Here is a 20694-nt window from a genome sequence, read left to right as displayed (position 1 = left end):
CCCGACAGCCGCACGGGTCAGTCGCCCCGCGGAGAGGCGGTCCGGTCACGGCAGCGTCACACCCCCGGGGCGGGCCGCCGTTCGGCTCGGGTCGCTCGCCACAGGCCGTAGAGCGTCAACACGGCGGCGGCGAGCAGCGGGCCGCCGTCGCGGACCAGCCCGTCCGGGCCGAGCAGCCACCAACACAGTGGCAGGTCGACGGCGAGCACGACCACGGTGACCACCACCAGCAGCGTGCGCGCCCAGCCCTTGCCCCGCATGAGGAAGGCGGTGCAGAAGAGCACCGCGTAGCTGGTCACGATGCCGGCGGCGAACCAGAACAGCACGGCGGGCACGGCGGCCAGCCGGTCGTCCAGCACGGCGCCCCCGGCGACCAGCGCAGGGACCAGCATGAGCGGGCTGTAGGTGAACGCGGCGACCCGGCTGGTGAGCAACCACCCGCTCACCTCGGGGCGGCGGGGCGGGGTTTCCCGCCAGGAGATGCCCTGCCGGTCGATGACCAGCCGGGGCCGGTGGCGGACCAGGTGCCCGGAGACCGCGGGCGAGCGGTATAGCAGCCAGACCACGGCGGCGCAGAGCACGGTGATCAGAACGAATCCGAGCAACCCCGGCAGCGGTGGTACCCCCTGCCGGGGCACGATCAGCCGGCCGACCGCGAAGATCGTGGTCACCGCCAGGATCAGCCCGAACGGCCGGGCCGCCGTTCGGCCCCGACGGACGTGCCCGATCAGCAGCAGGAAGCCGAGCGACCGGAGCATCGCCCAACCGGTCCGCACCGCCAACCCGAAGCCCTGCTCTGGGGCGTACCACCAGTTGAGTATCTCGACCACGACGGTGGCCGCCGCGGTCAGCGCGAGCAGCAGGGTCAGCGCCCGGACGGCGGACGGCCGCCGGACCTCGGTCGCGGCGGCCGTCCTCATGGAATCCGATGATGCCCGGTCCGGGCATCGGTCACACCTGTCCTCAGCGCCGCGGCTCCGCGTCGAGCCTGGCGCGCAGCGCGTCCAGCTCCGCCCAGAGCACGCCCGGCAGCTTGTCGCCGAACTTCTCGAACCACTCGGTGACCAGCGGGAGTTCGTTGCGCCACTCCTCCGGGTCGACCTTCAGCGCGATCCGGACGTCCTCCGGGGTCATGTCCAGGCCCTCGACGTCGAGCGAGTCCTGGGCCGGAACCATGCCGATCGGGGTCTCCACCGCCTCGGCGCGGCCCTCGATCCGCTCGACGACCCACTTGAGCACCCGGGAGTTCTCGCCGAAGCCCGGCCAGAGGAAGCTGCCCTCCGGATCCTTGCGGAACCAGTTGACGTAGTAGACCTTCGGCAGCTTGGACTCGTCGCCGTCGGCGCCCTTGCCCATCTCGATCCAGTGCCGGAAGTAGTCGCCGGCGTGGTAGCCGATGAACGGCAGCATCGCCATCGGGTCGCGCCGGACGACACCCACCGCGCCGGAGGCGGCGGCGGTGGTCTCCGAGGAGAGGGTCGCGCCCATGTAGACGCCGTGCACCCAGTCGCGGGCCTCGGTCACCAGCGGGACGGTGTCCCGGCGACGGCCCCCGAAGAGGATCGCGTCGATCGGCACGCCGTTCGGGTCGTAGTAGTCCTCGGCGAGGATCGGGCACTGGGTGATCGGGGTGCAGAAGCGGCTGTTCGCGTGCGAGGAGAGGTCCTCGCTCTCCGGCGTCCAGTCGTTGCCCTTCCAGTCGATCAGGTGCGCCGGCGGCTCGCCCATGCCCTCCCACCAGATGTCCCCGTCATCGGTCAGGGCCACGTTGGTGAAGATGGAGTTGCCGCGGTCCAGCGTGCGCATCGCGTTGGCGTTGGTCTTCCAGTCGGTGCCGGGCGCGACGCCGAAGAGTCCGTACTCCGGGTTGACCGCGTAGAGGCGGCCGTCGGGGCCGAACCGCATCCAGGCGATGTCGTCGCCGATGGTCTCGACCTTCCAGCCCGGGATGGTCGGTTCCAGCATGGCGAGGTTGGTCTTGCCGCAGGCCGACGGGAAGGCGCCGGCGATGTGGTAGACCTTCCCCTCCGGCGAGGTGATCTTGAGGATCAGCATGTGCTCGGCGAGCCAGCCCTCGTCACGGCCCATCACGCTGGCGATCCGCAGCGAGTAGCACTTCTTGCCGAGCAGCGAGTTGCCGCCGTAGCCCGAACCGAAGGACCAGATCTCCCGGGTCTCCGGGAAGTGCGAGATGTACTTCGTCTCGTTGCACGGCCACGCCACGTCCTGCTGGCCGGGGGCGAGCGGGGCGCCGATCGAGTGCAGCGCGTGGACGAAGTCCGCGTCGTCGCCCATGGCCTCCATGACCGTGGCGCCCATCCGCGTCATGATGCGCATGGAGGCGACCACGTACGGGCTGTCGGTGATCTCGACGCCGAACATGGGGCTCTCGGCCTCGACCGGGCCCATGCAGAACGGGATGACGTACATGGTGCGCCCGCGCATGGAGCCGCGGTACAGCTCCGTCATCGTCCGCTTCATCTCGGCCGGCGCCATCCAGTTGTTGGTGGGGCCGGCGTCCGCCTCGTCGACGGAGCAGATGAAGGTGCGCTCCTCGACCCGGGCGACGTCCGTCGGGTCGGTCCGCGCGTAGAACGAGTTGGGCTTCTTCTCCGGGTTGAGCCGGGTCAGGGTGCCGGCCTCGACCAGCTCGTCGGTGAGGCGACGCCATTCCTCGTCGGACCCGTCCACCCAGACGACGCGGTCGGGGGTGGTCAGTTCAGCGACCTCACGGACCCAGGCGAGCAGTTTGGGGTGGGACGTCGGGGCCTGATCGATACCCCGAACGGTAGCCGGAGCAACCATGACACATCTCCTTGTGGTCGACGCTGACCGATCTATGGGATGCACGAGTCTTGACGTCGCTATGCGTCGCCTTCGTGAAAACCTGGGATTGGCCTCAGCGTAAACCGGGTGACGTCGCGAGTCAGTGGGACTGGTTGTGAAGAACTGCACAAGGTGCGGTCACGCTGCGGCATCACGAGCTGATACCCGCTTTCACGCGCAGTTTCACGCAAATCCTGTGGGGAACTCTCCGCAGTCGGGCCCGCGGCACCCGTCGGCGGAACGCCGCGAACCGCCCCGCCGGGCCCCCGGCCCCGTTACGCTCTGTCCACAGGCGCACACCCGTGCGGACGGCTCGTCGTTGCTACCCGTGCGGAAAGCCCGCAGCCGGTAGGCTCGCGTCGTGGCCGCGACGATGACCGGGGAGCCAGGCTCCCGGCAGACCCACCCGGGTCTGCTCCACTCACTGATGGACCGGTTCGGCCACCTCGTCCGCGAGCTGAGCAAGTTCGCCACCGTGGGCGGGATCGCCTTCCTGATCGACTTCGCGCTCTTCAACTACCTGACCAGCGTGCGGGGCGTCGAGCAGGTCACCGCGAAGACCATCTCGACCGTGATCGCGGCCACCGTGGCGTTCCTCGGCAACCGGTTCTGGACGTGGCGACACCGCAAGCGCTCCAACCCGGCTCGCGAGTACGCGCTGTTCTTCTTCTTCAACGGGGTCGGCCTGGGGATCGCCGTGGCCTGCCTGGCGATCAGCCGCTACGGCCTGGGCAGCGTCTGGCCGCAGGTCTTCCAGACCCCGCTGGCCGACAACATCGCCAGCTTCGTCGTCGGGACCGGGCTCGGGACGCTGTTCCGATTCTGGTCCTACCGACGGTTCGTCTTCGTGGAAGCGGGAACCCCGTCCCTTCCGGAAGAGAAGCACGACCGAGATCACCGGGCGTGACCAGTCGCCCACCTCGTCCGGCCGGAGCCTCCCGGCCCCGCCCACTGCCCTAAGGTGTCCCGCATGCGTCTTGTCCGTCTGCTGCCTGAGCGCTGGCAGAAGTTCATCCACGAGGCGCTCAAATTCGGGATCGTCGGCGGCATCAACACGGTAATCAATTACGCCGTGTTCAACGCTCTCGCACTGACCGTTTTCGTCGACGGCCAACTGAAGGCGACGGTCATCGCGACAATTGTGGCGACGATCACGTCTTATCTGATGAATCGTCACTGGACGTACCGCGATCGCCCGAAAGCAGCGATACGACGCGAATACGCCCTGTTTTTCCTATTCAACGGAGCCGGACTGCTCATCGAGCTGGGTGTCCTGGCCGCCGCCAAGTACGGGCTGGGCGTGAACAGCCTGCTGGCCCTCAACGTGGCCAAGACCGGCGGCGTGCTGCTCGCGACGCTCTTCCGGTTCTGGTCCTACCGGACGTTCGTCTTCCAACCGGCGCCGGCACACGCGGCCGAGACGTGGCACAGCATCCCGCGCGACGAGTGGGACACCATGGCCGAGATGGACCCGGTGGCCGAGCTGGCCGAGTCGATCTCCGAGTTGGAGGAGTCCGAGCCACCGCCGGGCACCGAGCGGCGGGGCCGCGGTCCCGCCACCGGGCCGGCGCTGGCGACCGGCCCCACGCCCCCCGTCCAGGGACGCCCCGCCTCGCTCGACGGCGCGGGCCTCGGCAGCGGCGCCTCCCTCGACCGGGAACTCGAAGCGGAACTGGCCGCCGAACTCCAGGCCAGTTCCCGCCGCTCCCGACGTCGCTGATCTCCCGCTCCGCCCCTGACCGGGGTGGGCGGGTTGTCAGGCGGTGGGGTCGCGCAGGGGCTTGCCCTCGTGCAGGTCCGCCAGGATGTCACGCATCTCGGTGTCACCGAGGGAGTGCTTGTCGTGGTGGGCCTCCACCAGCTCGTAGAGCTTGGTCTGGACCTGGCCGACCTTCGGCACGTCGTGCAGGACCGACTGGCCGCGTTCGCCGGCGGACTCGATGGTCAGGGTCCCGCAGCCCAGCAGACGCTCGACGAACTGCTGGTTCATCGCGTGGTCGTTGATGCGGGTCAGCGGAATGTCACGCCGGTCGCGGGAGAGCACGCCCTGCTGGAGCAGCACCCGCTCGTTGGTGAACAGGTAGTGGGTGGTCCGCCAGACCAGGAACGGCCAGAGCGCCAGCCACACCACCGCCAGCAGGGCCAGGCCGCCGATGACGGCGAGCGCGATCGAACCGCCTCCACCGGACGGCAGCAGCAGCACACCGGCCACCACCGCCGCGACGGCGAGCACGAGCACCGCGACCGGGCGGATCAGCGCCTTCCAGTGCGGGTGCAGGTGCAACACGACGTGCTCGTCCTCGGTGAGCACGTCTTCGGGAAACGCCACAGGAACCTCCTTGCAGAAACGGACGCGCTGACCGTAACCGCTCACCTCCCACCGCAACACCACCCCACACCGATCCCCCTCGCCGCCCCCTCGCCCGCACGCCCACGCCCACCGCCCCGCGATCTTGCAGTTCCGGCCCTCACTTCAGGGCTTTCACCCCTTTCGCCCGGGCAGCAAGTGCAAGATCGCCGCCGGAAGAGGGGACGGGGGGCCTGGGGGCGGGGGGGGTGGGGTTAGCGGAGGTGGAGGATGTCGCCGGCGGGGAGGGAGCGGGGGCCCGTGGGGGTGGTGAGCAGGAGGCGGCCGTCGGCGTCGACGCCCGTCGCGGTGCCGGTCAACTCCTCGCCGCCGGGCAGGAGCACACGTACCTGCCGGCCGACCGTCGCGCACGCCGCCAGGTAGGCGTCCCGCAGGCCGCTGGCGACCGCGTCCCCGCCGGCCGCGCGCCACCGGCCGTACCAGTCGGCGATCCCGCGCAGCAGTGCCCGCAGCAGGGGATCCCGGTCGGTGGCCGCCGCGCCGGCCAGTCGCAGGGAGGTCGCCGGCAGCCCCGTCGGGTTCTCCGGCAGCTCGTCGGCGCGGAGGGTCACGTTGAGCCCGATGCCGAGCACGACCGCCGAGGGCTCGGCCGGCGCGGACCCCGGCACCGCCTCGGCGAGGATGCCGGCACACTTCGCGTCATCGACGAGCAGGTCGTTCGGCCACTTCAGGCCCGCGTCCAGCTCGGCCAGCCGGGTCACCGCGTCGACCAGGGCCACACCGGCGAGCAGCGGCAGCCAGCCGTACCTGGTCTGGGGCACCGACGCCCAGCCGCGGTCGGGCACGGCCTCCCCGGGTCGGAGCAGCACGCTGGTCGCGATGCCGGCCCGGGCCGGCGACTGCCAGGCCCGGCCGCGCCGACCGCGCCCGGCCGTCTGCTGCTCCGCGACCACCACCAGGCCCTCCGGCTCGCCGGCCCGGGCCGCCTCGGCGACGTCCGCGTTGGTCGAGCCGGTCTCCGCGCGCAGCTCCAGCCGGGCCCACGGCCCGTGCGGGGCGACCAACGCCCGCCGCAGCCGCGCCTCGGACAACGGCGGGCGGTCCAGATCGGTGTACGGCGAGCCCGGCATCCCGTCAGCCTACGGCCCGCCCCGGCGGCCACCTGGAGGTGTCGCGGCCCAGCTGAGGCGAACTGCACAGCGGCGGCGGCCTGAACCATCGTTATATTCCCAGGGTGACTACCGAACCCGGGATCAACCCCCACAGCACCGCAGGCAGGCTGGCCGACCTGGAACGGCGGGTCGACGAGGCGGTGCACGCCGGGTCCGCGCGCGCGGTCGAGAAGCAGCACGCGAGGGGCAAGAAGACCGCCCGGGAGCGGATCGAGCTGTTGCTCGACGAGGGCTCCTTCGTCGAGCTGGACGAGCTGGCCCGGCACCGGTCCACCAACTTCGGCCTGGACAGGTCCCGCCCGTACGGCGACGGCGTGATCACCGGCTACGGCACCATCGACGGCCGGCAGGTCTGCGTCTTCGCCCAGGACTTCACGGTCTTCGGCGGCTCGCTGGGCGAGGTCTTCGGCGAGAAGATCGTCAAGGTCATGGACCTGGCCATGAAGATCGGCTGCCCGGTCGTCGGCATCAACGACTCGGGGGGCGCGCGCATCCAGGAGGGCGTGACCTCGCTCGGTCTCTACGGCGAGATCTTCTTCCGCAACGTACGGGCCAGCGGCGTCATCCCGCAGATCTCGCTGATCATGGGCCCGTGCGCCGGCGGCGCCGTCTACTCCCCGGCGGTCACGGACTTCACCGTGATGGTCGACCAGACCTCGCACATGTTCATCACCGGCCCGGACGTCATCAAGACGGTCACCGGCGAGGACGTGGGGATGGAGGAGCTGGGCGGCGCCCACACGCACAACTCGCGCAGCGGCAACGCGCACTACCTCGCCACGGACGAGCAGGACGCGATCGACTACGTCAAGGCGCTGCTGTCGTACCTGCCGTCGAACAACCTGGACGAGCCCGTGGTCTTCGAGGCCCCCGCCGACCTCGACGTGACCGATGAGGACCGGGAGCTGGACACGCTGATCCCCGACTCGGCGAACCAGCCGTACGACATGCACCGGGTGCTCGAACACGTCCTCGACGACGGCGAGTTCCTGGAGGTCCAGCCGCTGTACGCGCAGAACATCGTCGTCGGCTACGGCCGGGTCGAGGGGCGGCCGGTCGGCGTGGTCGCCAACCAGCCGATGCACTTCGCCGGCACCCTGGACATCGCCGCCTCGGAGAAGGCCGCCCGGTTCGTGCGCACCTGCGACGCGTTCAACATCCCGGTGCTGACCTTCGTGGACGTCCCCGGGTTCCTCCCCGGCACCGGCCAGGAGTGGGACGGCATCATCCGCCGGGGCGCGAAGCTCATCTACGCGTACGCCGAGGCCACCGTTCCGAAGGTCACCGTGATCACGCGCAAGGCGTACGGCGGGGCGTACGACGTGATGGGCTCCAAGCACCTCGGCGCGGACCTGAACTTCGCCTGGCCGACCGCGCAGATCGCGGTGATGGGCGCGCAGGGCGCGGTGAACATCCTCTACCGCTCGGAGCTGGCCGCCGCCAAGGACCCGGCCGCCGTACGGGCCGAGAAGATCGCCGAGTACGAGGACACCCTCGCCAACCCGTACATCGCGGCGGAACGCGGCTACGTGGACAGTGTCATCCCGCCGCACGAGACGCGTACCCAGATCGTCCGGGCGTTGCGGGTGCTGCGCACCAAACGCGAGACCCTTCCGCCGAAGAAGCACGGCAACATCCCGCTCTGACGCCACCCCCGCCCACCGCCCCGCCCCGCCCTGTCCCGCTCCGCCCTGTCCCGCCCTGCCTGTCGCCGCGTCGCGCCCGCGCAAGATCGCGCTGTTTCCAGGAAGTAGTCCCCTCCCGATTCAAGGAGGCCACTACTTCCAGGAAGCAGCGTGATCATGGGCGGAGTCTCGCGCGATCATGGGCGGGGTCTCGCGTGGACCTTCGGGCGGTACCGGCGGGGCTGCCGGCGCGGGGCGATCGGCGGGTCAGGCGTGGGTCAGCAGGCTGGGTTGGCGGCGGCGCACATGCGTCGGGCGGCCACCCCGGCGAGGCGGACCATTTCCGCCTCGACGGTCGGTTCCAGCATGAGCACGGTCACCAGGTCACCGACCCGCACCACCGCGGTGGCGTCGGGCGTCGGCTGGGCGAGGGTGCGACCACCGACCGTGTCCTGGGTCGGCGAGACCGAGTGACGTAGCAGGAGCGACTCGTCGCCGGCGAAGTCGCGCCGTGGCACGTCCCAACGGTGCACGCCTTCGACGGTGACGAACTCGTCGCCCCACTCGATCGACCGCGACTCCCGCCACTCCCGGCAGGCCGCGAGCTGCCGACGCAACTCGTCGAAGAATCGCACGGCCGCGCCGTCGCGCATCCGGTGCAGATCCTGCACGACCAGGACGTCACCGATCCCGCGGTCGCCGGGCGCCGCTCGCAGCACCGTCTGGGACCGGCTCACCCACGCCTCCAGGCCCTCCCGCTGTGGGGCACACCTGCCCAGCCCCACGCCCACGTCGACGGTGCCGCCCAGGCCGGTCTCGCCGAGCTGGAGGCTCGTCCCCGCCGTCAGGTCGGTCTGCTGCAGCAGCGCCTCGCGCGGGATCTCGGCCCGGGCCACTGGCGGGATCGGATCCGCCGAGAAGGCCGCCACAGGCGGATTTTCCCGCCCCGGCCGGTCCCCGAGCGCCACGGCGGAGGCGGAGGCGACGACGAGCACCGCGACGGCCGCCGCCAGCGCCGTACGCCTGCTGCGCCGGCGGGCCCGGGCGCGGATCTCCGCCGGCTGCGGCCAGCGGACGTCGCGCAACTCCCGGTGCACCTGCTCGACGAACGTCATCTCGTCACGCATCGGTGGCCTCCTCCAGGTCAGAGACGGCGAGCAGCCCGGCGAGCGCGGCGCGCCCCCGGGAGAGTCGGGCCTTGACCGTGCCCACCGGGGCGGCCGTCTGCCGGGCCACCTCGGCGACCGGCATGCCGACCAGGTAGTAGAGGGCGATCGCGGTGCGCTGTTCCTCGGGGAGCCGGCGCAGCGCGGCGACCACCTCGACGGTGGCGGTGTCCGGGCCGGGCACGCTCTCGCTCGCGCCGTGCCGCAGGTAGGCGCGGGCCCGGCTGCGCAGGCTGCGCCACCGGCTGACCGCGATCCGGCTGGCCACCACCCGCACCCACGCCTCCGGCTCCTCGTACGCGCTCACCGTCGACCAGCGCTGCCAGGCCCGGATGTACGCCTCCTGCACGGCGTCCTGCGCCTCGGCGAGGTTGCCGGTGAGCGCGTAGACGAAGCCGAGCAGCCGTTGCCGGCTGCCCCGGTAGAACTCGTCGAACCCGTCGACGTCCGGCACCTGCTACCTCCCCGTGACGGTCGCAGGGGACACGCGCGTGAGGGTGCCGCCGGTTGCCCGGTCAGCCGACCATTCTCGCCAGTTCGGTCGGGTCGAACCCGCCGGCCGGGATCCGCTCGCGAAGCGCGCGGCGCACCGCGAGCTGGACGGCGGCGTTCGCCGGGGTCGGTACGCCGTGCAGCCGGCCGAGCAGCACGATCTCGCCGTTGAGGTGGTCGGCCTCGGCCGAGCCGGCCCCCCGGGCCAGGCTCTGCCAGGTGGAACTGCCGGACCGTTCCTCGCCGTCGACCGGCCGGCGCCCGACGAGGTCGCCCCGTTCGGCCTGCTCCTCCTCGGGTGTGGTGTGCGCGATGCCGGCCGCGGCGAGCACGGCGAGCCCTTCGTCCCGGACCCGGTGCCGCAGGGCGTCCGGGACGTCCCGGCCCAGCAGCGCCTGGAGGCCGTTGCCGAGGTTGGCCAGCAGCTTGCCGTACTTCCAGCGCGGCACGTCGTCGCGCACCGGGGCGACGAAGCCGGCGGCGGTCAGGTCCGCGGCGACAGCGGCGTCGGTGCCGTCCGACCCGGACGGGTAGCGGCCGAGGTGCAGCATGCCGGGGTGCGGATGGCCGTTGGCCACCACCACGCCCGGCTCCAGGTGGGCGGCGGGCAACCAGACGCAGACGGCGTGCACGTCGGCGAAGAGCCGCAGGGCGGCCCGCTCGTTGGCCACCCCGTTCTGCGCGGCGAACAGCGGCAGCCGTTCGGCCGCCGTACCGCCGCCGGCCACCGGCGCGTCCGCCCACGCCGCCAGCGCGGCCGAGGTGTGCTGCGACTTGACCGCGAGCACCAGGACGGTGTCCGCGGGCAGCGGGCGGTCGCCCGGGCCGTCGGTGGCCGGGCCGCGCCAGGTCGCCTCGCCGTCGGGCTGCCGCAGGGTCAGGCCCCGCTGCCGGATCGCCGCCAGGTGCGCGCCGCGGGCCACCAGGGTCACGTCGTGGCCGGCCTCCCCCAGCCGTACGCCGATGGTGCCGCCGACCGCGCCCGCTCCGATGATCACATATCGCACGTGCCCATTCTGCCCGGCCCGGGCGCTCGTCCGACCGGCCCGACTCAGGGCGTCAGGCCGGCCTCGGTCAGGATCGGGCCGGCCAGCAGGAGCGCGCCGGCACCGAGGGCGACCAGGTTGACCAGGGCGAACACGGTGACCCAGAAGAACGCGGGCAGCGGCGTGATGCCGGCGAGCTGGTCGGCGTCGGAGGCGGGCATCCGCCCCCGGGCGCGCAGCCGTTGCAGCTCCACCACCGGCCGCACGCCGCCGAGCAGCAGGAACCACACTCCCGCGTATGCGAACGCCGCCTGCACCTGCGGCTCGGCGTACCAGGAGACGGCGAGCACCACCCCACCGGTGACCAGCAGCGACAGCACGCCGAAGACGTTGCGGATCATGATCAGCATGGCCAGCAGCAGCGCCACGGCGACCCAGAGCAGCAGGGTGATCCGGTTGCCGCCGAGCAGCCACGCGCCGGCCAGCCCCACCAGCGGCGGGGCGACGTAGCCGGCGAGCAGGGTGAGAATCATTCCCGGGCCGGTGGGCCGGCCGGCCGAGAGGGTGAGCCCCGAGGTGTCCGAATGCAGCCGGATGCCGTGCAGCCGGCGCCCGGTGAGCAGGGCGGCCAGCGCGTGCCCGCCCTCGTGGGCGATGGTGATGGCGTTGCGCGCGACCCGCCAGGGCAGCCGCGTGGAGACCACCACCAGCGCGACGGCGGCGGTCAGCAACACCAGCAGGGGTGGCGGGTCCGGCTGCGCCGCGAACAGCTTGTCCCAGAGACCGCCGAGCCCGTCGATCGACACCATGGGGCGCGAGCCTACCGGTCCCGACCTGTGTCGCTGCGCCCTCGTCGGTCCGTATCGTGTGAAGCTGACCTGGTGGCGATCGGAGCGGGAGGTGGACGCCGGTGAGCGCGGCACCCCTGGAACCCCACATCGGCCCATGGACGGAAGCCGACTACCTCGCCATGGGCGCGACTCCGCACCGGATCGAGTTGCTCGACCAGAGCCTGCTCGTGAGCCCCGCCCCGAGCAAGCGGCACCAGCGGGCGTCGCGGCTGCTGGCCAACAGCCTGGACGACGCCGCAGGAGCCCTCGCGGTCTTCGAGGCGGTGAACGTCCGGCTCGGCGTCGACCGCATCGTCATTCCCGACGTGGTGGTGGCCGACACCGACGACGAGGGCACCGTGGTCGAGGCGGCCGAGGTCGCCCTCGTCTGCGAGATCGTCTCGCCGGGCAACGCGGCCGCCGACCGGTTGGTCAAGATGCAGCTCTACGCGATCGCCCGGATCCCGTGGTACCTACTGGTCGAGCAGGACGGTGCCGGCCACTCGCTGCGGCTGTACCGGCTCGACGGCGCGCACTACGTCGAGGACCAGGTCGCCAAGCCGGGCGAGGAACTCGGCCTGACCACGCCGATCCGTTGGCGCGTCGACCCGTCCTCGCTGCGCTGAGCGCCCCCGGTCGTCACCGTACGGTCGACAACCGGTCCGGCTGCCGCCACGCCACCGGCGCCGGTGTCAGGCCCGCCGCCGGGCCGCCACGGAAACGGGCACGGCGTCCTCGCGGGCAATCGCGCCGCGCCGGGCGAACCGCACGGCCCCCACCCCGGCGAGGGTGACGGTGACGACGGTGACCAGCGCGTACAGCACCGGAAGGCCAGCGCTGACGAGCAGCAGGACGATGTCGCCGAGGGCCACGAGCATCCACAGTGCCACTCGGGGTCGGGGGTTCCTCCGTCGGTAACCCATGTCGTACCCTCCCTTCCGTCGTGAAGGTCAGATACCCCGTACGACGGAAGGTCATGCGGATCGATCTCGCACCGGAGGCGAATCCCGCGGATCAGTCCTTGCGGTCAGGTACGAAGCCCTTGGCGATCCGGTCGAAGTCGGCCAGTTTGGCCTGCCAGTCCTTCGCGGCGACCTCCCAGCGGAGGGCGTAGCCGCGGTTCTTGGCCGTCACGAAGCCCCGGTTGCGGACCTGGATCCGGGTGCCGTCGCGGGTCTCCCGCCACTCCCAGTCCGCGCAGGTCTTCCAGTAGTCGCACCGCTCGATGCTGAGGTACTGGTAGTTGTTGACGCGCTCCTTGCGATCCGACTCGATCGCCTTCCAGTTGGCCAACGCGTCCTTCCCCGGCCGGGGGGTCCACTGGACCAGCAGTTCGCCCACCCCGTTGGGCTCGTCGAAGACGACGGTGTCTCCCCCCACGGTGCTGCGCGCCCAGTTCGCCGGGATCGGCAGCGCGAAGCCGGCGGGATCCTTGTGCAGCTTCCAGCCCGCCGGCAGCGCGTTCGGATCGACCGAAGGGCTGGCCGACGGGGTCGGGCTCGGCGCGGCGCTCGTGGGCGGGGCCGGCGCGGTGGACTGCGGCTGCGAGGTCGCGTCGTTGGTCGGGCCGCCCTGCGGGGTGTCGCCACCCTCGTCGTCGCCGCCGGTCAGCAGCGGCACGATCAGCACCAGGCCGACCAGCAGCACCGCCACCAGCACCCCGACCAGCAGGTTGCGCCGGGTGTTGTTCGGCTTCGTACCGTCGGACGGCACCACCGCCGCCCGGCCGGACGGCGGGCTCACCGGCGCGGGCATCACCGAGGTGGGGTTCACCGGCCGGCCGGGCGCGACCTTCGTCTCGTTCGGTGCCGGCGCGTCGAGCTTCGACGTCGGCGCCGTCTCCGAGGTCGCCGACTCGACCCGGGCGGTGGGCGCGGCGTCCGGCGTGACCACCGCGGTCGCGTCCTCGGCGGAGGAGGCGGCGGCAGCCGCGGCAGCCGCGGCGGTTGTCTGCGGCGCGCGGGGAGCCGGTGGGCTGACCGGCTTGTCGGGCAGAACCTCGGCCGGTCGCGGCGCGGGCACCACCGACGGGCGCGGCTCACGTGGCCCGTTCGGCCCCGGCCGGCGTACGCCGTCGAGCAGCGGGATGGTGCGCGTCCGCTTGCCGCCGGCACGACGCAGCAACTTCTCCGCCACCTCGGCGGTGATCCGCTCGTCCGGGTCCTTGCGCAGCAGGCCGTTGAGCACCGGCTTGAGCGGCCCCGCGTTCTTCGGCGGCGGCATCGGTTCGGTGGCGAGCGCCGCCAGGGTGGCGATCGCCGACGGCCGCGCGTACGGCGACTTGCCCTCGACGGCGGCGTAGAGCGTGGCGCCCAACGACCAGAGGTCGGCCTCCGGCCCGGCGGTGCCCTCGCGCGCCCGCTCCGGCGAGATGTACGCGGGCGAACCCAGCACCATGCCCGTGCGGGTGACGTTCGGGTCGCCCGGGATCGTCGCGAGACCAAAGTCGGTCAGCACCACCCGGCCGTCGTCGCCGAGCAGCACGTTGCCGGGCTTCACGTCGCGGTGCATGACGCCGGCCTTGTGCGCCGACTTCAACGCGGCCAGCACGCCCAGGCCGATCTCCACGGCGCGCGCCGGCGTCACCGGGCCGTCCTCGGCGAGGGTGTCCTGCAACGACTTCGACGGCACGTACTCCATGACGATCCAGGGGTCGCCGTCGGTGCGCAGCACGTCGAAGATGCGAACCACGTTGATGTGGTTGAGCCGGGCGATGGCCCGGGCCTCGCGCAACGACCGCTCCCGCATCTCGCGTCGCTCGTCGTCGGTGAGGCTCGGCGGCGGGACGAGTTCCTTGATCGCCACGTCCCGGTGCAGCACCTCGTCGCGCGCCTTCCACACCCGACCCATGCCACCCTGACCGAGCGGCGAGAGGAGCCGGTATCGGTCAGCGACGAGTTGGGGCAGTGCGTTCGACATCGCCCAGACGGTACCCGGACGGCACGACGCTCACACCGCCGGCACGCCACTGTACGGTTCAGGTCGACCCCGCTGGCGCGTACGCTGGCCTCATGTCTGCCGAAGAGCCGCTGTTCCGGGTCGTCCGCGGGGTGCCCACCGCCGAGGAACTGGCCGCGCTGGTGGGCGCGATCGTCACCCGGTCCCGGCCGATCGCCGGGCCGCCGCCGGTCGCGACGTCCGCGTGGGCGCGCAGCGGCCGGCCGGCGTCGACGGCGGTCGCCGGTCCCGGCGCCTGGCGGGCCTCCACTCTGCCCCGCTGACCTTTTCCCGTACGGATCGCCGCAGCTCGGTGCCGCTACGCGACGGCCGGGTGTCCGGCGGGGGCCGAGTCGGGGCTGCCGACAGCACCGGGGACGGATTAACCTCACTCAGGGAAACGGTGCAGTGACGGATAGGGAGGGCCGATGATCCCCGAGGAGGACCGCCCAGCGTCCTGGCTCCGCGGCTACGGCGGCATCGAGGCCGACATCCGCCAGCTGCGCGAGTTCGCCGACAAGCTCCAGGCCGAGGTGGAACGCAACTACGCCCCGCACCTGTCGTACATCGCCGAGGACATGACCGTCGCCCTGCCCAACCCGGCCGACGCCTTCATCGAGCTGGTCGACTTCCTGCGCGCCCACCACGAGACCCAGCAGGCCGCCACCGACATGGTCTGGGGAGTCCGCGACGCCACCGGCCACCTGGCCGGCGCCGCCGGTGCCGTCGCGGAGCGCTACACCGGAGCCGACGCCTTCGCCTCCGCGCGGGTCACCGACGTCGAGCGCGCGCTCGCCCACCCGGCGACAGCAGTCCCGCGCGGCCCCTCGCCGGCACTGCACGATCCCACCGGGCCGGACCCCGCGCCCCGACGAGGGCCGGTGGTGTTGCCATGATCGAGCGGGGCAGCGCCGGCCGCACCTCCGGCCTCACCGACTGGCGACTCATGGACGTGGCCAGCATGTGGGCCTGCGTCCAGGACCACGACACCACCAACCACTGGAAGCAGGTCGCCGGCTGGCGCAAGGTCTGCGACCTCGCCCGCATCCATCTGGGGCGGCTCCAGGAATACCGCCGTGGGCTGGCGGAGGCCTGGCCGCCGGAGACCAACGGGGCCGCCCGGGCATACATCCGCGAGCTGGACGAGCTGATCGACAAGGTGCAGCGCACGCACGACGCCGCCAGCGCCAACTACACCGCGCTCTCCGCCGCCACCCAGGCCATCGGCGCCACCCGCACCGAACTCAAGAAGATCTACGACGCGTACGCCGTCAAGGTCCAGGAGAAGCGGACGTACGAGGCGACGCTGGCCGACCCGAAGGCGGCCATGGGCAGCCGGGTCCCCGATCGTCCGGTGACGGACGCCGACCTCGAACGGCTCAACGTCCAGGCACGCGGCATCATGTACGGCCTCAGCGGCGAACTCCAACAAGCCCAAGCAATGCTCCGGCAACCGCCTTCTGCCAGGCCAACTAGGGCTCCTGGGGACAAGGACATTTACGGAGGCTCGACTACCGCTCCTTCGATCCCGCCAATCGTTCCGATTCCCATCACGGCAGTTAATACTGAACCGCCGGTCAGCCGACCATCAAGTCCTATTCGGCCGGTCCAGGCCCCTACCGCGCCAAATGCTGGTCCCGTGTTGGGTGGAGCCGGCACCGGACTGACACCGACACAACCTCCTCCAGGACTGCCAACCACTAACCCTTCCGTGGTGCCAGCCCCATCGCCAGCCGGAGGAGGAGTCCTGCCGTTACCCACAGGAGCGAACCGGCCTAGCGCTACCGGGCCGGTTGGCAAGCCAGTTCCCGGAGCCGTAGGCAGCCACACGAGCTCGTCCCCTCCCTCTTCTAGCCGGCCCATGCCACCCGGTGGGCTAATCGGAGGAACCCCTGGGATGGGGCTCGGCCAGCCTGGCGCAAACAACAGCCAACCAAGGCGCGTAAATCCCATTGGGGGGGTTATCGGCGGCGGGGGCGCAGGTACCGCACCAACGGGTGGCGCTGGCTCCCGCCCTGGAAGTGGTCGCGGCTTTGGATTGGCCCACGGCATGCCTCCTATCGGAGGCGCTCCCTCCAGCAGCCCGATGGGATTCGGCGGCACGAACGGACTTTCTAGCCAGCCAGGATACCGTGAGCGGACCACTGACGGACCGCGCAGCTGGGACCCCGATCACCCATGGGATACAGCCCAGGGCGTAGCGCCGGTCGTCCGACCACCAGACGATGAAGGACCGATCGACCCGGGACCAGCCATCGGCATTAACAGGTGAGCCCCAGAACCATTCGTCACATATTTGCACTGCTAGCTACCCTTGCCGCAACCCTTCCTCTCGTCCAGCCTGCCACCGCCACAGCTTCCCATTCCAAAGATTCACAGCCCAGCGGAGGCGACCAAATCCGCAGCGATCAGTGGCACCTGCACTACCTCAACATTCACACAGCACATAAATTCACCCAGGGCGACGGCGTCACTGTCGCTGTCCCCGACACTGGCGTATCCCCACACCCCGACATACTCAAAAACATCTTCCCGGGGATCGACATCATCCCGGGCGGCAGTGGAAACGGACAGCGGGATAAGGATAGCCACGGCACCAGCATGGCTGGGCTGATTGCTGCTCACGGCCAAGACGATGGAACTGGAGCCCTTGGCATCGCCCCGCAGGCCAAAATTCTCCCAATCTACGACATCCCAGCAGGAGGCAGCGGACATCCCGAGACACTGGCGCAAAGCATTGAGTATGCAATAGCTCAAGGCGCGGACATAATTAGCATCTCCAGCATTGGCAGCACCAGCCCCCGCCTCATCCGGGCCGTACAGACCGCACTTGCGTCCAACGTCATTGTTGTAGCAGCGGCAGGGAATAGGCCAGTCGATACCCGTGTCGGCTATCCCGCGTCAGAAGAGGGCGTAATTGCAGTCGGTGGGGTCGATCACCTAGGCATGCGAGCGGCAGTTTCGGTCACGGGACCCGAGATTGACGTGGTTGCCCCAGCTGTCGACATCTACAGTACAAGCACATATGGCAAGTATCGCAAAAGTACCGGAACGTCAAATTCCACTGCAATCGTCGCTGGAGCCGTTGCGCTGATCAGGTCCAAGTACCCCGACCTAGCTGCGTCTGAGGTGGCGCATCGGTTGACGGCTACCGCGATTGACAAGGGTCCGCCAGGACGGGACGACGAGTACGGCTACGGAGTCATCGACCTGGTGGCGGCGCTGACAGCGGACGTACCGCCGCTGGGTTTCGGTTCGGCGACAGCAGGTGCTCCGGCCTCCACCGCCTCGATCACGGCCGCAGCGGATCCGGCCGACGGCGGGGACGGCGCGGCGACAGCGCGCGGCCTGGTCACCCTCGGCGTCATCGTGGCGGCTGGCGGGACGTGGGCACTTGTCTCCCGTCGTCGTAGGCACAGCGGCGATCCGCCCCCTCGGATCAGTCGCTGAGGCAGGTCAGCGCCGCTCGATCACCCGGGGTCGTGGCTCGGTCAGGCCTTCGCCGGGGATAGCCGGTAACGTCGGCGACGTGCCGAAATCCTTGCCGCTCCGCCTCGTACTCGCCTCGGCGAGCCCTGCCCGTCGCAAGATTCTCCAGGCCGCCGGGATCGAAACGGACGTGCTGGTCAGTGGCGTCGACGAGTCCCTTGTGTCCACCGACCGGGCCGAGGAGCTGTGCCTGGAACTGGCCCGGTTGAAGGCGCAGGCGGTGCTCACCCGGCTGCGGCCGGCCGACGACCAGCGGACGCTGGTGATCGGGTGTGACTCGGTGCTGGCCTTCGACGGCGAGATCCTCGGCAAGCCGGCCGACGCGGCGGACGCCGTCCGGCGCTGGGAACGGATGCGTGGCCGGAGCGGTGTGCTGCACAGCGGGCACTGCCTGATCGACGTCGCGGCGGGGCGCCGCGCCGAGGCGGTCGCCTCCACCGTCGTACATTTTGCCGACGTCAGCGACGACGAGGTCGCCACGTACGTGTCGACGGGCGAGCCGCTGGCCGTGGCCGGGGCCTTCACGATCGACGGGCTGGGCGGGCCGTTCGTGGAACGGATCGAGGGCGACCCGAGTACGGTCATCGGGCTCTCCCTGCCGCTGCTGCGTCGCCTCCTTGCCGAGCTTGACCTGCGGATCACCGATTTGTGGACGAAGGTGGCGCCCGGCAACCAGACGGTCGAGCGACTCGGTTAGCGTCCGTTCATGACGACGAAGTCGATCCCGCTCACGCCGGAGCTGCACGCGTACCTGGTCGCACACGGCACGCCGCCGGACGAGATCATGCGGGATCTGATCGAGGAGACCCGCGCGGCCCTGCCGAAGAACGCGCAGATGCAGGTCGCGCCGGAGCAGGCCGCGCTCCTGACGTTCCTCACCCGGCTGCTCGGCGTACGGCAAGCTGTCGAAATCGGCACGTTCACCGGCCTGTCGTCGCTGGCTATCGCCCGGGGGATGCCCGAGGGCGGGCGGCTGACCTGCTTCGACATCTCCGAGGAGTTCACCGGCATCGCCCGGCGTTACTGGGCCCGCGCCGGTGTGGCCGACCGGATCGAGCTGCGTATCGGCCCGGCCGGCGACACGCTGCGCGAACTGCCGAACGAGCGCTACCTGGACTTCGCGTTCATCGACGCCGACAAGAGCGGCTACCCGGTCTACTGGTCGGAACTGGTGCCGCGGATGCGCCCCGGCGGGGTGATCGCGGTCGACAACGTGCTGCGCGGCGGGCGGGTGATCGCACCGCAGAACGTCGACGACCGGGCCATCGCCGCGTTCAACGACGAGGTGCTCGCCGACGTCCGGGTCGACGCGGTGATGCTTCCGATCGCCGACGGCCTGACGCTGGCCCGGGTGCACTGACACCACCGTCAGGACCTGCCCTGCGAGATCTTGGCACGGGGTGGCCCTCCCGGGGGCCGTTGCGTGCCAAGATCTGGCGGGCCTCGTTCCCGGCCGTGGTCAGGTCGCGGTGGTCAGGTGGCGGGTGTCGGCGGGATCGGGGGTGCCGGCCGGGCGCAGGACCCGGCCCAGGCGGGCGGCGAGCAGCGCGGCCACCGCGACGAAGCCGGGTAGCAGCAGGAAGGCCAGGTGTGGTCCGACGCCGTCGGCCACCCAGCCGAGCGCGACCGGCGCGATCCCGAAGCCGACCCCCATCGAGTACGACGCCCAGCCGGCCGCCCGGTCGGCGGCCGGCCCGGCGACGGCGAGCGCGATCGAGATCGCCAGCGGGTAGTGCAGCGCGTTGCCGAGGCCGAGTACGACCAGACCCGTGACGGCGAGCCAGCCGACCGGGGCGGCCCAGAAGATCGTGAACCCGACCATCGACAGGCCCAGCGCGGCCAGCAGCAGCGGCACGGGCCGGTACCGCAGGGCGAACCGCCCCCCGACGAGCCGGCCGACGAACATGCCGCAGACGATCGCGGCAACGGCGGCCGAGGCGGTGCCGGCCGCCATCCCGGCGTGCGAGCGGAGCACGTCCGCCGTCCAGAGCGACAGGCAGACCTCGATCGAGCCGGTGACCGCCATCAGCGCCCAGGCGATCCAGTACGCCAGGGGCAGGCGTGGGCCCGACCGGTGCTCCCCGCCGGCCGACGCGGCGTCGTCGACCGAAGCGGCGGCGTCGACCGAAGCGTCGTCGACAGCGGCGGCGTTGACGGCGGCGGCGTCGACCGAGGCGCCAGCCGGTGAGGCGGCGTCGACCGAAGCACCGGCCGATGAGGCACCGGGAGCCGCGGCAGCGGGGGCGGCCTGCGGCGGGCGTACGCGAAAAACGAGGGCGGCGAGGGCGACCAGCGCGATCAGCCCGACCTGGACGGCCATCGCCGGCCGCCAGCCCCACCCCGCGTCGACGCTGGCGCCGATGACCAGCGGGGCGAGGATGCCGGCGCCGGCGCAGGCGGCGTTGGCCTCGGTCAGCGCCGCCGCCGCACCGCTGCCGTGCCTGTCGGTGAGCACCACGACCACGCCGCTGATCACCAGCATGCCGAAGGTGGCGATCACCGCGACGGCGGTGATCGTGACGGGCAGGGCACGGGCGAAGCCGAGGGCGACGGCGCCGGCCGCCACGCCGGCCAGCCCGGTCCAGATCGTCCGGCCGCGGCCGAGCCGGCGGGCCAGTGGGGCGAAGAGCGCCCCGCCGACCAGCGCGCCGACGGCGATGCCGGTGCCGTGCAGGCTGGCGACGGCCGCGGAGGTGCCCTGTTCGTCGCGGAGCAGCGGTACGACCGGCCCGAAGCCGTAGAGGAAGAAGCCCCACAGGCCCAGCTGGGCGTAGGTCAGCCAGGTGAGCCGGTCACGGGTCAGGCGGGGCACCGGCCTCACGGTACAAGCGTCCGGCCGGCGCCCCACCCGTGGTGAGAGCCA

Annotated in this window: 20 protein-coding genes; 9 read left to right on the top strand and 11 right to left on the bottom strand. The window is 71.4% G+C overall.

The genetic code is table 11. The features are described from left to right. Positions 1 to 56: 56 nt before the first annotated feature. Positions 57 to 920, bottom strand: a complete 864-nt coding sequence (locus tag ABZ809_RS04745) for a hypothetical protein (RefSeq protein ID WP_357561035.1) — start codon at positions 918 to 920, stop codon at positions 57 to 59. A gap of 43 nt (positions 921 to 963) precedes the next feature. Then, the gene (locus tag ABZ809_RS04740; RefSeq protein WP_357561034.1) at positions 964 to 2805 is read right to left on the bottom strand and encodes a phosphoenolpyruvate carboxykinase (GTP); all 1842 of its coding nucleotides are present in this window, start codon (positions 2803 to 2805) and stop codon (positions 964 to 966) included. Between the two features lie 382 nt (positions 2806 to 3187). Here ABZ809_RS04740 and ABZ809_RS04735 point away from each other — a divergent pair, with 382 nt between their 5' ends. Together ABZ809_RS04735 and ABZ809_RS04730 are read left to right on the top strand one after the other, a co-directional pair. Then, positions 3188 to 3733 carry a GtrA family protein gene (locus ABZ809_RS04735; protein ID WP_357561033.1) on the top strand — a complete coding sequence of 182 codons (546 nt, stop codon included), beginning with the start codon at positions 3188 to 3190 and terminating at the stop codon, positions 3731 to 3733. A 63-nt stretch (positions 3734 to 3796) separates the two neighbouring features. Continuing rightward, positions 3797 to 4546 (top strand): GtrA family protein, encoded by a 750-nt coding sequence (locus ABZ809_RS04730; RefSeq protein ID WP_357561448.1) that lies wholly within the window; start codon positions 3797 to 3799, stop codon positions 4544 to 4546. Positions 4547 to 4582: 36 nt separating this feature from the next. Here the strand turns inward: ABZ809_RS04730 and ABZ809_RS04725 are convergent, their stop codons facing one another. Then, complete coding sequence (locus tag ABZ809_RS04725) at positions 4583 to 5155, bottom strand: PH domain-containing protein (RefSeq protein ID WP_357561032.1); 573 nt, start codon at positions 5153 to 5155, stop codon at positions 4583 to 4585. A gap of 233 nt (positions 5156 to 5388) precedes the next feature. Beyond that, complete coding sequence (locus ABZ809_RS04720) at positions 5389 to 6264, bottom strand: biotin--[acetyl-CoA-carboxylase] ligase (protein WP_357561031.1); 876 nt, start codon at positions 6262 to 6264, stop codon at positions 5389 to 5391. Between the two features lie 104 nt (positions 6265 to 6368). Here ABZ809_RS04720 and ABZ809_RS04715 point away from each other — a divergent pair, with 104 nt between their 5' ends. Beyond that, a complete protein-coding gene (locus ABZ809_RS04715; protein WP_357561030.1) occupies positions 6369 to 7952 on the top strand; it encodes an acyl-CoA carboxylase subunit beta in 1584 nt (527 codons plus the stop codon). Between the two features lie 257 nt (positions 7953 to 8209). On the opposite strand, the gene ABZ809_RS04710 is transcribed toward ABZ809_RS04715, so the two are convergent. From ABZ809_RS04710 to ABZ809_RS04695, 4 genes are all read right to left on the bottom strand, one after another. Then, entirely contained in the window at positions 8210 to 9058 is an 849-nt protein-coding gene (locus tag ABZ809_RS04710; protein WP_357561029.1) for a hypothetical protein, read from the bottom strand. Beyond that, positions 9051 to 9551 (bottom strand): SigE family RNA polymerase sigma factor, encoded by a 501-nt coding sequence (locus ABZ809_RS04705; protein ID WP_357561028.1) that lies wholly within the window; start codon positions 9549 to 9551, stop codon positions 9051 to 9053. Before ABZ809_RS04705 ends, ABZ809_RS04710 begins: the two co-directional genes overlap by 8 nt. Before the next feature lie 61 nt (positions 9552 to 9612). Next, complete coding sequence (locus tag ABZ809_RS04700) at positions 9613 to 10596, bottom strand: 2-dehydropantoate 2-reductase N-terminal domain-containing protein (RefSeq protein ID WP_357561027.1); 984 nt, start codon at positions 10594 to 10596, stop codon at positions 9613 to 9615. 44 nt (positions 10597 to 10640) lie between these two features. Beyond that, complete coding sequence (locus ABZ809_RS04695) at positions 10641 to 11384, bottom strand: M50 family metallopeptidase (RefSeq protein WP_357561026.1); 744 nt, start codon at positions 11382 to 11384, stop codon at positions 10641 to 10643. Positions 11385 to 11485: 101 nt separating this feature from the next. Between ABZ809_RS04695 and ABZ809_RS04690 the strand changes: the two genes are divergently transcribed. Further along, entirely contained in the window at positions 11486 to 12031 is a 546-nt protein-coding gene (locus ABZ809_RS04690) for a Uma2 family endonuclease (protein WP_357561025.1), read from the top strand. A 66-nt stretch (positions 12032 to 12097) separates the two neighbouring features. Here the strand turns inward: ABZ809_RS04690 and ABZ809_RS04685 are convergent, their stop codons facing one another. Beyond that, positions 12098 to 12295, bottom strand: a complete 198-nt coding sequence (locus tag ABZ809_RS04685) for a hypothetical protein (RefSeq protein WP_357561024.1) — start codon at positions 12293 to 12295, stop codon at positions 12098 to 12100. Between the two features lie 124 nt (positions 12296 to 12419). Continuing rightward, positions 12420 to 14324, bottom strand: coding sequence for a protein kinase (locus ABZ809_RS04680; RefSeq protein WP_357561023.1), 1905 nt, complete (start codon positions 14322 to 14324; stop codon positions 12420 to 12422). Positions 14325 to 14416: 92 nt separating this feature from the next. Between ABZ809_RS04680 and ABZ809_RS04675 the strand changes: the two genes are divergently transcribed. The 5 genes from ABZ809_RS04675 (at position 14417) to ABZ809_RS04655 (ending at position 19191) form a co-directional block, all read left to right on the top strand. Continuing rightward, positions 14417 to 14626, top strand: coding sequence for an acyl-CoA carboxylase subunit epsilon (locus ABZ809_RS04675; protein ID WP_357561022.1), 210 nt, complete (start codon positions 14417 to 14419; stop codon positions 14624 to 14626). Positions 14627 to 14770: 144 nt separating this feature from the next. Next, positions 14771 to 15238, top strand: coding sequence for a hypothetical protein (locus ABZ809_RS04670; RefSeq protein WP_357561021.1), 468 nt, complete (start codon positions 14771 to 14773; stop codon positions 15236 to 15238). Between the two features lie 1501 nt (positions 15239 to 16739). After that, complete coding sequence (locus ABZ809_RS04665; RefSeq protein WP_357561446.1) at positions 16740 to 17792, top strand: S8 family serine peptidase; 1053 nt, start codon at positions 16740 to 16742, stop codon at positions 17790 to 17792. A 79-nt stretch (positions 17793 to 17871) separates the two neighbouring features. Further along, positions 17872 to 18528, top strand: a complete 657-nt coding sequence (locus ABZ809_RS04660; protein ID WP_357561020.1) for a nucleoside triphosphate pyrophosphatase — start codon at positions 17872 to 17874, stop codon at positions 18526 to 18528. A 9-nt stretch (positions 18529 to 18537) separates the two neighbouring features. Then, the gene (locus ABZ809_RS04655) at positions 18538 to 19191 is read left to right on the top strand and encodes an O-methyltransferase (protein WP_357561019.1); all 654 of its coding nucleotides are present in this window, start codon (positions 18538 to 18540) and stop codon (positions 19189 to 19191) included. Positions 19192 to 19290: 99 nt separating this feature from the next. On the opposite strand, the gene ABZ809_RS04650 is transcribed toward ABZ809_RS04655, so the two are convergent. Then, positions 19291 to 20643, bottom strand: coding sequence for an MFS transporter (locus ABZ809_RS04650; RefSeq protein WP_357561018.1), 1353 nt, complete (start codon positions 20641 to 20643; stop codon positions 19291 to 19293). Positions 20644 to 20694 lie beyond the last annotated feature (51 nt).

Source organism: Micromonospora sp. NPDC047074, from assembly GCF_040643815.1.
Lineage (GTDB): Bacteria > Actinomycetota > Actinomycetes > Mycobacteriales > Micromonosporaceae > Micromonospora.
This window is presented reverse-complemented; position numbering and strand designations above follow the sequence as displayed.

Coding starts and splice junctions, on each gene's coding strand:
- ABZ809_RS04670 (WP_357561021.1), top strand. CDS start 14,771: ATGATCCCCGAGGAGGACCGCCCAGCGTCCTGGCTCCGCGGCTACGGC.
- ABZ809_RS04710 (WP_357561029.1), bottom strand. CDS start 9,058: ATGCGTGACGAGATGACGTTCGTCGAGCAGGTGCACCGGGAGTTGCGC.
- ABZ809_RS04680 (WP_357561023.1), bottom strand. CDS start 14,324: ATGTCGAACGCACTGCCCCAACTCGTCGCTGACCGATACCGGCTCCTC.
- ABZ809_RS04675 (WP_357561022.1), top strand. CDS start 14,417: ATGTCTGCCGAAGAGCCGCTGTTCCGGGTCGTCCGCGGGGTGCCCACC.
- ABZ809_RS04740 (WP_357561034.1), bottom strand. CDS start 2,805: ATGGTTGCTCCGGCTACCGTTCGGGGTATCGATCAGGCCCCGACGTCC.
- ABZ809_RS04745 (WP_357561035.1), bottom strand. CDS start 920: ATGAGGACGGCCGCCGCGACCGAGGTCCGGCGGCCGTCCGCCGTCCGG.
- ABZ809_RS04695 (WP_357561026.1), bottom strand. CDS start 11,384: ATGGTGTCGATCGACGGGCTCGGCGGTCTCTGGGACAAGCTGTTCGCG.
- ABZ809_RS04730 (WP_357561448.1), top strand. CDS start 3,797: ATGCGTCTTGTCCGTCTGCTGCCTGAGCGCTGGCAGAAGTTCATCCAC.
- ABZ809_RS04655 (WP_357561019.1), top strand. CDS start 18,538: ATGACGACGAAGTCGATCCCGCTCACGCCGGAGCTGCACGCGTACCTG.
- ABZ809_RS04720 (WP_357561031.1), bottom strand. CDS start 6,264: ATGCCGGGCTCGCCGTACACCGATCTGGACCGCCCGCCGTTGTCCGAG.